Here is a 13,657-nt window from a genome sequence, read left to right on the forward strand (position 1 = left end):
GGAGAAGCAGCACGCCCGTAACAATCACGATAGCGATGGAGATCTCGCTCACAAGAGCTTTCAAGCAATGCATTTTTCGGCTTGTTCTTTTCCCGTTCAAATAACGAGGTAACCGTTTCAACCCCTTTTGACGTTGTTGATGACCATTTTATGCTCGGCGTTGTAGCCCGATTTATTGCTTATTTAAATAAGAGTAATTCTTATTGGTGCCATTATTAGCATTTACAGTCGTGAATGCTAACGGGAATGAGAATTGTTGTATTTAAAAATACACTTAAAAAACAATGGCTTATGGATATTTTTGTGGTTTTTCAAGACAATTTCATGTATTCTTCAGTTTTAGAATTTCCATATAGAGAAGGCCATGAAAGCGCAAGAAGGCGTTATTGAACTGTTAAATCAGGCACTTAAGCTAGAGCTCACTGCAATTAACCAATATTTTTTGCACGCTCGGATGTATAAGAACTGGGGCTTGGAAAAGCTTAACGAGAAGGAGTACGAAGAATCTATCGATGAAATGAAGCATGCTGATATGTTGATAGAGCGTATTCTGATGATAGAAGGGTTGCCTAATCTTCAGGATCTTGGGAAGTTGTACATAGGCCAAAACGTATTAGAGATGTTGGAGTGTGATTTACGTTTAGAGGCAGAGGCGATTCCGGTGTATCGTGATGCGGTTGAGCACTGTGAAAAAGTTCGTGACTACGTCACACGAGATCTTTTCGCTTCTATTTTGGATAACGAAGAAGAGCATTATGATTGGTTAGAGACTCAAATTGAGCTTTATCACAAAGTGGGTGAACAGAATTATTTGCAGTCGATGATGTAATTCTAATCAGCGAATTTGATATTAAGGGCGACGGTGATTAACCGTCGCCTTTTTTTATGGTGATGTGTAAAAACATAGGACGCTATTCCTATGTTTTCTTCAATAGGGTCATTTTTGCTGGCTTAAGGATAAGCTCCCTTTTAACTCACTATCGAGTTACTGTTTAGTCTTCCCTTTGCGACCTTAAAGGCAATCGCAGCAACTAATGAAGTCACTAGAACGTAAGTTACATTTAGAGAACTGGCATTATTGAATGACTCTTGAGCGTAGGAAAAATAGGCGGCTAGTAAACCTAGAATGCTAATAAATAAAGCGGCTTTTAGTGTCATTGATACTTTCGATTCATTTTTAACAACAAGCCCGTAGCTGCAACACGCGACAATAGTGGCCCAGAAAATCCAGTTTTCAATATAGCCAAATGCGAATCGTGAAATCCCGGCTACGGCGATGCCCATGGGCGCTCCCCAGACGAATCCAGGCCAGATAAAATTGAGGCTGTCGACGTGTTTGCGTTTGGCTAACCAGATATTTATGCCGGACACGGAGATCACAGTGAGCGCGAGTCCGAGAAGCGCATAGAGAACCTTAACACCCCAGCCACCAAAGTGACCAAAATGTAGACGATACATAGAGTAGACAACCTGTTTGCTGAAATCACCCTCGGAAAAATTGCGGCTGCTTAAAAATTCGCCTGAAGGGGAAAATACAAAATTGTCTGAATAAATAAGTCTATTTGGGTACTGAGTAAATACTTCGGCAAATTGTTTTGGTGTACCTGCGTCATGAACGATCACAAAAAGAGGTTTCGTACCAGGAGCTAACTCTGGCATTTGTTCTAACATTGAGCCGATTGCAATTCCGTTGACGGGTAGATTCAACTCGGGTTCGCTGCCAAACACTTGCTTGGTTAAATCGTTGACATCGCCATCGTTAAATAATTGGCTGTAAGCGACAAGCACGATCATGGCCAGGCCAAAATAGGCGCCTGTAATCGCAATCATAATGTGGAATGGAGCTCCCCATACGCTCAGTCGGTTGTGTAAATCCGTTTGTTCTAATTGCTTGCTGCCAAATATACGAAACTTGAAGGCGTCCTTGACAATGGTCCTGTGAGAACAAAGCCCTGAAATAATTAACCCAAGTAGCATCGCGCCAAGCGCGCTGACCACAATTACACCCCACGCTTCTGGTAGGTGTAGATAAATGTGTAAATCAGTGATGAGGTCTGTAAAGGGGTGTGCTGTAGAAGATCCCGTACTACCGTCTTTATTGAGGTACCAGCCTTGCTGCTCGGTTGAAATGCCCGCTCTGGGCACAACGTCGGTTGGGAGAGTCAGATACATGTGCGGCGTGACGAGCTCGTTCTGTTCGATGAGAAAGCGATTGAACGCTTCATCGAGCACACGCGGATCGTAATCTAGGTATTCTTCGGCGTGAGGCTGTTCCCAGCGTTCGAGCTCTTCGAAATAGACGGCGAGAGTCCCGCTCAAGCATATGAGGTACATTAATGCTCCTACAAGGAGGCCTAGCCATTTGTGTGCATTAAGAGACTGACTAAAAAAACGTTTGGCGACTGACATGACTTTCCTTTTACTGTATGTATGCGGTGGCGATGAATAGACTAGATAATGTGGTGAGGGCGGCTGATGCAAGGTTGCGTTTTCGACCTTCTAGCATCAAAAAGACGTAGGCTAACGTTCCCCAAAGGATCGGGAAGATGATAATGATACTTGCTAGCTGAGCAACGGTGCCTTGAATGAAAAAGTGAGTGGCATAGATGGTGACGAATAGAGAGCTGGTTAAGCACATTAAGATAACCACAACAAAATTCCACGAATGATGCATCGCGCTTTTTAGTGATGGGTTTACGGTGTGTATGTCCTTTGGTATCACTCGCTGGACCGTCTTAAGTTGGGTGTTTAAAGCTACTATCGTGAGCGCCAAAGCTGACGCAATTAAAAAAAAGTAGATAACTCCGAATTCAACGCCGTATTCTCGGATGGCTAAATAGCTACTTGATAGAAGTAGACCGAAGATAGCGGCTGTGATCCGCAATGATGAGCGAATTTTCTGTCGCCAAAGGCCGAAAACCAAGTAAATGGCTATGCCCACTAGCAATGAAATTAAAGTGAGTGTTAGTATCATGTGTAAATATAAATGAGAATTGTTTGCATTTGCATTTATAGTTTACTATATTTCTGCGCGTCATGTTACATATTCAATTATTAGGTAGTTATGAAATTAATTAAAACACCACGCGCAATGCGCAGTATCTCGATGAGCGTTGTTGCGCTGTTGAGCGCATCACAGTTAGGTACTGTTAATGCGCAGGAAAAAAGTAGTGAAGATTTAGAGGAAATAACAGTCGTTGCTAAAACGTCTGCCTATTCGGTGATTAAAACTGATACGCCAATACTCGAAACTGCGCGCTCGATTTCAATCGAAACCGAGCAAGATTTGCTTAACATGGGGGCATTGGAACTGGCGGATGCTTACACTTACAGTGCTGGCGTCACAGGTGAAACGTTTGGATTCGCTACTCGGGGCGACTATGTCCGAGTTCGTGGTCTTGATGTTCCGCAATATCAAGACAGTTTGCAGTCCTTGTTTGGAAACTTTAACAACACGCGGCCAGAGGTGTACACACTAGAACAAGTCGAAATTCTTAAGGGGCCCGCATCCGTTCTGTATGGGCAAGGGTCGCCTGGCGGCATCGTAAATGTTGTCTCAAAATTGCCGGTAAATCATGAAAAGAATGAGATAGTGGCGTCATTTGGAAGTCATGATTATCAGCAATTGGGCGTTGATCTTGGTGGCGCGATTGATCAAGCTGGTCATTGGTTATATCGATTCGTTGGTCTTAAACGAGAAACCGACACGCAGGTTGACTACATAAGCGACGATGCGTTGGTCATTGCTCCGTCTTTGACGTATGCACCGTCAGAGGACACTCAAATCACCGTACTTTTAAACTATCAAGATTCAAAGGCTGATCCTGGCGCGCAGTTTTTGCCCGTAGTGGGAACCTTGTTACCGGCCCAAAACGGTCAGTTTATTGATAGCGACTTCTTCGCAGGCGAGCCTGGGTTTAACAATTATGATGGTAAGACGGAATCTATTACGCTGTTAGCCGACCATCAGATTAATGATGTCTGGGGAATGCAATTGACGGCGCGTCATACTGAAGGCGAGCGCGATTATGAGCAAGCTTGGGTATCGTTTAGCTTTAGTGCTGATCGATTTGTGAGAAATGCGGATGGCAGTCTGTACGAAGGTGGCAGTGTCCCTCGCAGTTTTTATCAGAGTGCAGCAACGTCAGAACAAGATGCCATCGATTTGCGCTTTAGAGCCTCGTTTGACACCGGTGCGGTAGAGCATCAGTTAATGATGGGTGCGCAGTTGCAGGACGTAACTACCGATGATGATTTCACTTACCTTTATGGCATTGGTTACGACTTCACCACGGGTGGGCCTGATGCCACGGTAGGAGACACTTTTTGGATTAATGTCTTTGATCCGTCTTACGGAGCGGTGCCTCCACAGTCGGTCTTCGATGCTAACTTAGTCGATGGGCAGGAGGTCAATATAAAGGACTTAGGACTTTATATTAACGATCAAATGACACTAGGAGCATTGCATTTAAACTTAGGTCTTAGAATAGATGATACGGAAAACCGTGTAGGTACTTCGTTACAGGAAGATGATGCTACGAGTATTGCCGCTGGGCTTTTGTATCAGTTTGAAAATGGTTTGTCTCCTTATATAAGTTACGCTGAATCGTTTGAGCCAATTGTCGGTATTGATGCCGTGACCGGAGCCTCTTTTAAACCACAAGAAGGAGAACAGGTAGAAGCGGGTATTAAATACGAATTACCGGGCTCTGTTGGACTTATCACCATGGCGTATTTTGATATCGAGCAATCGAACCTGCTCACTTCCACACCTATTGGCCAAACCCAGATTGGTGGTATTGATACAGTCAAAGGCTGGGAGCTTGAAGCAAAGTTCAGATTTTCAGAGTTTAGCTTAGAGGCCAATATCAGTGATTTAGAAACTGAGACTGATGCAGGCTTTCAGTTTCCCTCCGTTCCCGAATCACAGGCTTCTGCCTGGCTGGGGTACGGTCAATATCGTGAGACTGGCTTTCGTGCTGGGTTAGGTGCTCGGTACGTTGGAGAGTCTTTTGGTGGCGCAGATACTATCGAAACGCCGTCTTACACGCTATTAGACGCAATGATAGGTTTCAAAATGGAAAACTGGATGTTTCAGCTAAACGCTAGAAATTTAGCGGATGAAGAATATCAAGCCACTTGTCTCATTCGAGGCGATTGCTTCCAAGGCGAACGAAGAACCATCGTGGGAACCGCTCGCTACAATTTTTGAAACCAGGATGTGTAACTTTATTCTGATTTAGCACGAGTGTGCGCTCAATAGGGTCCTTATCGTATTGAGCGTAACTCACTCTGGGGGAAAAAATGCTTAAAAATGCACTTCGTGACTATCCGCTTAGCCAGGCCGTAAGGCATGGCAAGTGTGGAACATGCCCGAAGATACTTACTCGTTTTATTAGAGCGGCGAACAGTGCGGCTCAAACTTTGTCACGCGAACAAAATCGTCGTGTGCAAATAGAAATACTCGAAGTTATCTCTGACACAGTTTGTGATCCATTGATAGCAAGTTGTTGGCGAGGTTGGTGTTTAGATAACTGCTACCTGCCTCTCAGTAAAATCAGAGAGTTGTCGTGGACCCAGCAAGAGAAGCGCGAGCTTCATCGATTGGAAAGCGAGTTGAGAACGTTGACTCATTATTACTTAAAGTGAGTTGTTCCCTCACGCATCACGCCCGTGGATATAGCGTAAACAAAGCCCCAGCGTCATGTGATCAAAGGATAAATAGGAATCGCCTTATCAGTGAAGTTAGCGGTATTGCGCCCGAGTGAGCAAGGCCCGCACTTTCTTATAAGCTCGGTGTCAAATTAAAATATAGTGTTATGTCAAAGTGATCTATTATTGGCTTAATAATCCCACAAACCCTCTTTTCTGTTTTCCCTTATTCCCATGCCAAAGTTAGCCATCGTTTCAATTCTCTTGTGCTCTATACTTCTTTTTTCATGCCAGACACTCGAGCAATCAGTGCTCGAGCAAAAAACAAGTGTAGCCGACTCTGAAGTCTCTAACCTTCAGGTGGTTATTCAATACGGGACGATCGCAGCGCAAGTGTACGAAGACAGCTTGATACGCGCGAGAGAGCTTGACCGATCGATCCAAAACTTGTTGGAAAACCCGACAGAAACAGCATTAAACGACGCACGTCGTATGTGGGTCAGAGCGCGGGAACCTTACCAGCAAAGCGAAGTATTTCGGTTTGCTAACCCAATTGTCGATGCGTGGGAAGGTCGGGTGAATGCATGGCCTCTGGATGAAGGATTGATCGATTATGTTGATGTAGGTTCATACGGCACTGGCACTGACGATAATGCGCTGTATGACGCGAACATAATCAGTAATAGTTCAATTACGGTCGGTGGTCGCCTGCTCGATGTCTCTGTGTTGAGCAAAGAATTACTTTCTGATTCACTGCATGAAATCGCTGGTATAGAAGCGAATGTGGCGACTGGTTATCACGCTATCGAATTTCTGTTGTGGGGGCAAGATCTTAACGGTACTGGTCCAGGAGCCGGTAATCGACCTGTGACAGATTTCGATCTTCAAAACTGCACCCATGGTTTTTGCGAGCGCCGCAGAAAGTACCTTGCGCTGTCATCAAAGATATTGATAGACGATCTGACCTGGATGGTTTCTCAATGGCGCGATCATCAAGGCAAAATTGGCCCAGCTTTTCAGCGGTTGATAGAGGATCCAGACAGTGCTATCAGGGATATGTTGACGGGAATGGGCAGCCTTTCGTACGGTGAGCTTGCCGGAGAACGAATTAAGCTGGGCTTAATGTTGAATGATCCCGAGGAAGAGCATGACTGCTTTAGTGATAACACTCATAACTCTCATTACCATAACATCGTAGGAATCCAAAATGTCTATTTAGGCACTTACGAAGCAATCAACGGCAATACGTTGAAAGGCCCAAGTATTCAGGATTTATTGGCGCAGAGAAACTCACAAACTTCCGAAGAGCTCTCGCGAGCAATTGGTGCGTCCTTGGCGATGGCAAAGAAAATGGTTGAATCCGCCGAGAGCAATGGAACGTCATTTGACCAATTGATAGCGAAGGGAAATGTTGATGGCAACGCGCTGGTTTCTTCTTTGGTGGAAGCGCTTTTAAATCAAACTCAAGCAATTCAAGCGGCGTCTGCTGCGCTGACGTCGAATCAAATTAATGTGCAGGGCGCTGATTCCTTAGATTCTCCTGATGCAGTATTCCAATAGTATATCGACATTCTGTTAGGCACCCTAAATGAAGTTCTCTAATTTAATTGTAGTAGTGGCAGTTTTAAGTATTGGGCAATCTTTCGCTTCTGACCTGAGCCCTAATTCAACAGAGCGTCAAACGCCAGAGCAAAGACTTGTAGCACCGACACTCGATTTTGTTCGCGCTGAGCAATACGAAAATAACCCCGGCGGCGCCACAACGCATGACCGGGTTATTAATGCCGATGCTTTCTCGTTCCCGTCTCGGAACATGTCTTTTGACCGGCAGTTAGATTTTCAGATAGGCAATTCGATTTTCACCAGGCTCTGGGTAACCGCGCCTTCGTCAACGAAAACGAATGACGGCTTAGGTCCATTGTTTAATGCCAGAGGGTGCCAATCATGTCATGTGAAAGATGGCCGGGGACATCCGCCTGAAGGTGAGCACGATGACCGAGTATCGATGCTTTTTCGACTGAGCATTCCGCCTAAAACCGCAGAGCATCGCAGGCTTCTTAGTCAAAAGCTCGTCAACAGTATCAATGAACCCACCTATGGAGGACAGCTCCAAGATGTCTCCGTACCTGGGCTTAAGCCAGAGGCCAGGGTTCAAATCGATTACGACGAAACAGAAATAGCGTTAAATGGCGGGGACGTAGCAGTATTACGCAGGCCAACTTATAGGATTACCGACCTGAGCTATGGCGAGATAGATGAAAAGGTGATGATATCTCCGCGGATAGCTCCCCAAATGATTGGACTCGGGCTGCTTGAGTCCATTGATGCGAATGACATCATTCGGCAGGCAGACCCTCACGATAAAAACGGCGATGGCATCTCAGGAAAAGCGAATGTGGTCTGGAATTCCGAAACCAACAGCATAGCGTTAGGCCGCTTCGGACTTAAAGCGGGTGTGGCGACGCTCAACCTACAAAACCAAGGTGCGTTTAACGGCGACATCGGATTATCCACACCGTTGGTGCTAAACCACCATGGCGACTGTACTGATAATCAACCCGATTGTTTGAAAATGCCCACCGGACAAGAAGCAAACGAACCAGAGATCAGCCAAGAGCTTGTTTCGGCGTTGCTTCATTACACAAGAAACTTGGCCGTGCCCAAACGCCGAGGTGTGAGCGATCCCGATGTATTAGAGGGTAAGAAACTCTTTTATCAAAGTGGGTGTATTGGGTGTCATACTCCTAAGTACATCACGGCAACTAACGACGACTTGCCAGAGCTGAGTCACCAGCTTATTTGGCCCTATACCGACATGCTACTGCACGATATGGGCGAAGGCTTAGCCGATAATCGTCCCGAGTCGTTAGCGAACGGGAGAGAGTGGCGTACGCCGCCGTTGTGGGGTGTTGGTTTAACCGAAGTGGTAAACGGGCATACCTATTTTCTTCATGATGGTCGCGCTAGAAGTATTTTAGAGGCAATTTTGTGGCACGGTGGCGAGGCCGAGCAGGCCAAGGATAAAGTCGTTCAAATGACGCCCGATCAACGTAAAAAGTTACTCACGTTCGTCAACTCTTTGTAGCGTTTTACAGCACTACTCTGTGAGTCATTAGGGCCTGCGGGAACGTTTAGGTGGTCTTTTTTCAATTCATTGTTGTCTATCGCATTACGTTATTGAACGCGAGAACGTGATCGAATTCTCCATTTGGACTATATCGAGAAATTTGATTGCGAGGCTATAATGTTAAATAATGTTACAAAGCCCGTCTTTGGGTCGAATAATAATTAAAAAGTTGCTGCTACCCTTTCTTATTTTCCTGTGTTGTAACGTTTGCTAACTGATTCTGTTTCATTGAAATTGGTTGGTGATACGTCTGTATATTTCGGATGAGGTCAAATATGAAGGTTAACTGGTTTTATTGGGGAAAGATCTATTCGGCAATGGAATAAAGATTAACTGCCTTTCTAGGAGAGCTGTAAGGGTTATGACTAAGATTTTATTGGTTGAAGATAATGAAATGAATCGAGACATGCTATCTCGGCGATTACTTCGAAAAGGCTTTGAGATGGTAATAGCCGTCGATGGTGCTCAAGGCGTTGAGATGGCGAATAGTGAACGCCCTGATCTGATTTTGATGGATATGAGTCTGCCGGAGATAGATGGCTGGGAAGCGACTAGATTAATCAAATCTAACGATCACTTAAAACACACACCCATTATAGCGCTTACTGCACACGCCATGCCATCGGATAAACAAAATGCATTGGATGCTGGTTGCGATGATTATGATACCAAGCCCGTCGAGCTTCCTAGGTTGTTAGATAAGATGGCGCAGCTGCTGAATGCGAATGACTAATTTGACTTGGGAGTTGGGTGCGCAATGATTGACGCGAATGAAGCATTGAAGAATGAGGGGCTCGAATCATTAACGAAGTCGTTGCAACTATTGTTGTCAGGGCTGGAACTTATGCAATTCGGGTTTGCGGTTTTTGATCAAGATCTGAAACTGGTTGCGTCCAATAAGCGATTTTCGGAAGTGCAGGGTTTCGATACGTCTTTTTGCAAACCGGGGGCGTGTCTAGAGGAATTGTTTCGCTTTCGTGCAAAGAGAGGAGACTTTGATGTTGAGAACGATGATGTGGAAGCATTGATCGCAGAGCGTCTTGATCGTATTGCCAAACTTGAGCAGCATGAAGTGGAGCACAAATTTGCCGACAATACTCACATTGTTTACCGCTATGAGCCGATTTCACAGGGTGGTGTTTTATGCACGTTAAACGACATCTCAGAAATTAGGAGAGCAGAGACGCGAATTCGCCAGTTAGCGAGAATGCCCGAGGAAAACCCTAATCCAGTATTAAGGTTTACCAGAGATGGCACGATGGAGTACGCAAATCAGGCGAGTGAAGTGCTCCGCGCCAGTATTAATTGTCAATTAGGTGAAAAGGGGCCGAAAGACTTACAAAAATTGTTCGTCTATGTGCTGAAAACCAATGAGCATGTGGAGTTTGAATACGATCATGCTGGTCGTACCTACGCCATCATGTTGGCTCCTGTGGTGGATGAAGATATCGTTAACGTCTATTGCCGGGACATCAGTCAACAGAAGCAAGCACAAGCAGAAACAACCAGAGCCCGCGAAAAAGCAGAAGAAGCAAGTAATGCAAAAAGCACGTTTTTGGCGAATATGAGCCATGAACTTCGCACGCCGTTAAATGCCGTGATTGGCTATAGTGAACTCCTGCAGGATGAAGCGCTGGAGCTTCCTGATATTAGTGATATTTTTGTTCCAGATTTGGAGAAAATCCACAGTGCCGGTCGACATTTGTTGGATCTGATCAATGGTGTTTTAGACATTTCTAAGATCGAATCTGGCAAAATGGAAACGTATTGTGAGTCTTTCGATGTCTATAAAATGATCGAAGAAATTCCAGCAACGGTTGCCCCTCTGGTAGATAAAAATAACAACACTCTTCGAGTTCGTTGTGATCAAAATATAGGCACTATGCACTCAGACTTACTGAAGATACGTCAGTCTATATTTAATTTTTTGAGCAATGCTGCCAAATTCACGGAGCAAGGCAATATAGAGCTCCGTGTAGAACGAGGGCAACTTAATGGCGAGCAAGCCATGGTGTTTACGATAAGCGATACTGGTATAGGAATGACACCAGAGCAACAAGAGAGAGTTTTCGACCCCTTTAGTCAAGCCGATGTCTCTACCACCAGAAAGTACGGTGGAACGGGGTTGGGGTTGAGTATCACACAGCAATTTTGCCATTTGCTTGGGGGCGAGATTGAAGTAGAAAGTCAGCCGCAAAAAGGAACTTCATTTGTGATGCGCTTACCGGTTTTCTATCAGCAGCAAGATGCTTCGAGTGAGGATCAGCTGGTTGCTGACGAGTTGCATCCAGTTCAAGTTGACAATAATGCGCGCAAAGTCATGGTCGTGGACGATGATCCGGTTGCTAGGGATTTGTTAAAGCGGCATTTGGAAAAAGACGGTTACAACGTGACGACGGTGGCCGATGGAAATGACGTTATCGACATTGCGTTGGACTGGCAGCCAGACATTATTACGCTGGATGTGCTGATGGCTAATGTGGACGGATGGACCGTTTTAAGCCAAGTGAAAAATGATGACAGAGTGTGTCATATCCCAGTGATCATGGTCAGTATTGTTGATGAAAAGAAAATGGGTTATACCCTAGGCGCAGCCGATTACATTTCAAAACCGGTGCAACAAAGTATACTCAGAGAGGTTGTGGCCAAACATATTCCTGAGAGTAGCGCGGCGCAGTTCGAACTGTTGGTCATTGACGATGACGAAGCAACTCGAACGGTGGTGCGGCACACCTTTGAAAAGCTCGATTGTAATGTGACCGAAGCCATTAACGGGCAGGCAGGTTGGGAGCGTATCGAACAATTGATTCCAGACATCATTTTACTTGACCTTATGATGCCTGAAGTTGATGGTTTTGAGTTTCTTGATAGAGTCAAGAAGACACCTGAGTGGAAGGACATTCCAGTTATCGTGTTAACGGCCAAGACTCTCACTAAAGCGGACTATGCGAAGTTACAAGGGAGGGTCGAAAATATTTATGAAAAATCTGAAGCACCTCTTACTCAAATATTGGGTTCAGTCAGTGAGCAAATCCGATCAAACTTAGTCGCTCCTTCTTAGATTTGGACACGTTGATGATTGAGCAATGTTAGACAGTCGAATTCAGCGGACAAGGCTCGCTAACATTAGGCAGCAGCTTTCTGCTCCGGTTCAAGCTTTGGTGGAATACAGTGATATTTTGCACGAGCAGGCACGGACTCTGGGCGCCGATGACATGATTGATGACCTTTCTAGGATATCTATTGCGGCCAATCAAATGACCTCGGTGGTGGACACATTACTTGGTGGCACTACGATTAAAGGTTCTAAGTATTCAGATGCCAGTACCGAACAGATGATTCGGCATGATCTGCGAACCCCGATTAACGCCATTAAAGGATACGGGGAAATGCTCGTTGAAGACCTAGCGGATTTTGGAGCAGAATCGCTATTGCCCGACTTTGAAAAACTGTTAGGTCTTGCGAACCAGCTCTTGAAGGACATAAACAAGTACGTAAGCTTTTCTGAGGCAGATGAGTTCGATAGTGAGAGCGACACGGTAAGTGCGGAACTCTCAAATGATATAGTGAGCAGTATCCAGGCTCTTGATTCAGGCGAAAGTCAAGCCTCATTGGAGTCCAATGATAGAGGTATTACTGGGCACATACTTGTTGTCGATGACATTGAAAGTAATCGAGACTTGTTGGCAAGACGACTGCGTCAGCAGGGCCATGCGGTCTCGTGCGCAGAGGGCGGCTTTGAAGCGCTTGAGCGCTTGAGGATTGGAGATTTTGACTTAGTCTTGCTTGATTTGATGATGCCTGAAATTAATGGCTACGAAGTATTGCTTGAGATTCGAGAAGATAAACATTTACGAACTATTCCGGTCATTATGATATCGGCCTTAGAGGAAGCCGATAGTGTAATCCGGTGTATTGAGGCTGGTGCAACGGACTATTTGCAAAAACCCTTTAATCCTATTTTACTCAAGGCTCGAATTAATTCTGGGTTGCGAAACAAGCAGTGGTCTGATGATGAGCGTAATCAGCGACGCTTTATAAAGCAGGCTTTTTCTAGGTTTGTTTCGCCAGCGGTCGTGAACCAGTTATTGGAAGAGCCGGAGAAGCTTAGGCTCGGTGGAGAGCGCGTTGAATTGAGTTGTGTTTTTACCGATTTAGCGGGTTTCACGTCGGCAATTGAAGGCGCAGAGCCTTCGGAAATAATGCCTGTGCTCAATCAATACTTGAGTGGATTATGCGATATCGCAATTAAACACGATGGAACCATCGATAAAATTATCGGTGATGCGGTTTATGTTTTCTTTAACGCGCCGTTGTCTCGAGATGATCACGCAGAGGCTGCCGTTAGGTGTGCTGCCGCCATGCACCGCTGGTCTCAGGAGTTTTCAAACTCTGCAGATGCGAAAAGGTTTAACTTTGGAAGAACTAGAATAGGCGTTCATACAGGCACTGCCATCGTGGGTAATTTTGGAGGAGATTCTTTCTTTAATTATACAGCCTACGGAGACACAGTTAATACAACGGCCAGGTTGGAGGGCGCTAATAAATACTTAGGCAGCGATATCTGTGTTTCTGGTGAAACGGCAATGCGTTGTTCGTCGTTTAGTTTTAGGCGAATTGGTCCGCTTTTGTTGAAAGGCAAAGTTCAAGCTGTTGATACCTATGAGCTTGTAGATCATGATCGCTATGCTCTGGAATACCTTGCTCAGTATTCTCACGCAATTGAGAGTATGATGGACGGTAATTCAGAGGCCGAAAATCTGTTTCAACTCTTGATCGCAATGGAGCCCGATGACCCTCTGACCAACTTTCATCTAAAGCGCCTTAGGTCAGGAAAAGCCTCTCAAATTATTGTTTTTGAAGATAAATAGTGATTCA

10 protein-coding genes are annotated in these 13,657 nt (G+C 45.2%); 8 read left to right on the forward strand and 2 right to left on the reverse strand.

From position 1 onward, the window contains the following. Positions 1-364 precede the first annotated feature (364 nt). Positions 365-829, forward strand: a complete 465-nt coding sequence (gene bfr / locus ABWW54_RS13460; RefSeq protein WP_353412867.1) for a bacterioferritin — start codon at positions 365-367, stop codon at positions 827-829. Positions 830-969: 140 nt separating this feature from the next. Here bfr and ABWW54_RS13465 read toward each other — a convergent pair whose 3' ends face one another. Continuing rightward, a complete protein-coding gene (locus tag ABWW54_RS13465) occupies positions 970-2,409 on the reverse strand; it encodes a PepSY-associated TM helix domain-containing protein (protein WP_353412868.1) in 1,440 nt (479 codons plus the stop codon). A 10-nt stretch (positions 2,410-2,419) separates the two neighbouring features. Next, positions 2,420-2,974 (reverse strand): hypothetical protein, encoded by a 555-nt coding sequence (locus tag ABWW54_RS13470; RefSeq protein ID WP_353412869.1) that lies wholly within the window; start codon positions 2,972-2,974, stop codon positions 2,420-2,422. A 90-nt stretch (positions 2,975-3,064) separates the two neighbouring features. Here ABWW54_RS13470 and ABWW54_RS13475 point away from each other — a divergent pair, with 90 nt between their 5' ends. The 7 genes from ABWW54_RS13475 to ABWW54_RS13505 all read left to right on the forward strand — a co-directional run bounded on the left by ABWW54_RS13475 (position 3,065) and on the right by ABWW54_RS13505 (position 13,650). Further along, entirely contained in the window at positions 3,065-5,212 is a 2,148-nt protein-coding gene (locus ABWW54_RS13475; RefSeq protein ID WP_353412870.1) for a TonB-dependent siderophore receptor, read from the forward strand. 92 nt (positions 5,213-5,304) lie between these two features. After that, positions 5,305-5,649 carry a hypothetical protein gene (locus ABWW54_RS13480; RefSeq protein WP_353412871.1) on the forward strand — a complete coding sequence of 115 codons (345 nt, stop codon included), beginning with the start codon at positions 5,305-5,307 and terminating at the stop codon, positions 5,647-5,649. A gap of 312 nt (positions 5,650-5,961) precedes the next feature. Continuing rightward, positions 5,962-7,212 carry an imelysin family protein gene (locus ABWW54_RS13485; RefSeq protein ID WP_353412872.1) on the forward strand — a complete coding sequence of 417 codons (1,251 nt, stop codon included), beginning with the start codon at positions 5,962-5,964 and terminating at the stop codon, positions 7,210-7,212. A 28-nt stretch (positions 7,213-7,240) separates the two neighbouring features. Continuing rightward, the gene (locus ABWW54_RS13490) at positions 7,241-8,737 is read left to right on the forward strand and encodes a di-heme oxidoreductase family protein (RefSeq protein WP_353412873.1); all 1,497 of its coding nucleotides are present in this window, start codon (positions 7,241-7,243) and stop codon (positions 8,735-8,737) included. Positions 8,738-9,140: 403 nt separating this feature from the next. Continuing rightward, positions 9,141-9,512: a response regulator gene (locus ABWW54_RS13495; protein ID WP_353412875.1), complete on the forward strand. Its 372-nt coding sequence runs from the start codon at positions 9,141-9,143 to the stop codon at positions 9,510-9,512. A gap of 24 nt (positions 9,513-9,536) precedes the next feature. Next, a complete protein-coding gene (locus ABWW54_RS13500) occupies positions 9,537-11,840 on the forward strand; it encodes a response regulator (RefSeq protein ID WP_353412876.1) in 2,304 nt (767 codons plus the stop codon). Between the two features lie 25 nt (positions 11,841-11,865). Then, positions 11,866-13,650 (forward strand): response regulator, encoded by a 1,785-nt coding sequence (locus tag ABWW54_RS13505; protein WP_353412877.1) that lies wholly within the window; start codon positions 11,866-11,868, stop codon positions 13,648-13,650. Positions 13,651-13,657: the final 7 nt, after the last annotated feature.

It is taken from the genome of Arenicella sp. 4NH20-0111 (assembly GCF_040366405.1).
GTDB lineage: Bacteria > Pseudomonadota > Gammaproteobacteria > Arenicellales > Arenicellaceae > Arenicella.

What these genes read in the sequence shown, in the direction of transcription:
- ABWW54_RS13480 (WP_353412871.1), top strand. Translation starts at nt 5,305, where the DNA reads ATGCTTAAAAATGCACTTCGTGACTATCCGCTTAGCCAGGCCGTAAGG.
- ABWW54_RS13475 (WP_353412870.1), top strand. Translation starts at nt 3,065, where the DNA reads ATGAAATTAATTAAAACACCACGCGCAATGCGCAGTATCTCGATGAGC.
- ABWW54_RS13490 (WP_353412873.1), top strand. Translation starts at nt 7,241, where the DNA reads ATGAAGTTCTCTAATTTAATTGTAGTAGTGGCAGTTTTAAGTATTGGG.
- ABWW54_RS13500 (WP_353412876.1), top strand. Translation starts at nt 9,537, where the DNA reads ATGATTGACGCGAATGAAGCATTGAAGAATGAGGGGCTCGAATCATTA.
- ABWW54_RS13470 (WP_353412869.1), bottom strand. Translation starts at nt 2,974, where the DNA reads ATGATACTAACACTCACTTTAATTTCATTGCTAGTGGGCATAGCCATT.
- ABWW54_RS13465 (WP_353412868.1), bottom strand. Translation starts at nt 2,409, where the DNA reads ATGTCAGTCGCCAAACGTTTTTTTAGTCAGTCTCTTAATGCACACAAA.
- ABWW54_RS13505 (WP_353412877.1), top strand. Translation starts at nt 11,866, where the DNA reads ATGTTAGACAGTCGAATTCAGCGGACAAGGCTCGCTAACATTAGGCAG.
- ABWW54_RS13495 (WP_353412875.1), top strand. Translation starts at nt 9,141, where the DNA reads ATGACTAAGATTTTATTGGTTGAAGATAATGAAATGAATCGAGACATG.
- bfr (WP_353412867.1), top strand. Translation starts at nt 365, where the DNA reads ATGAAAGCGCAAGAAGGCGTTATTGAACTGTTAAATCAGGCACTTAAG.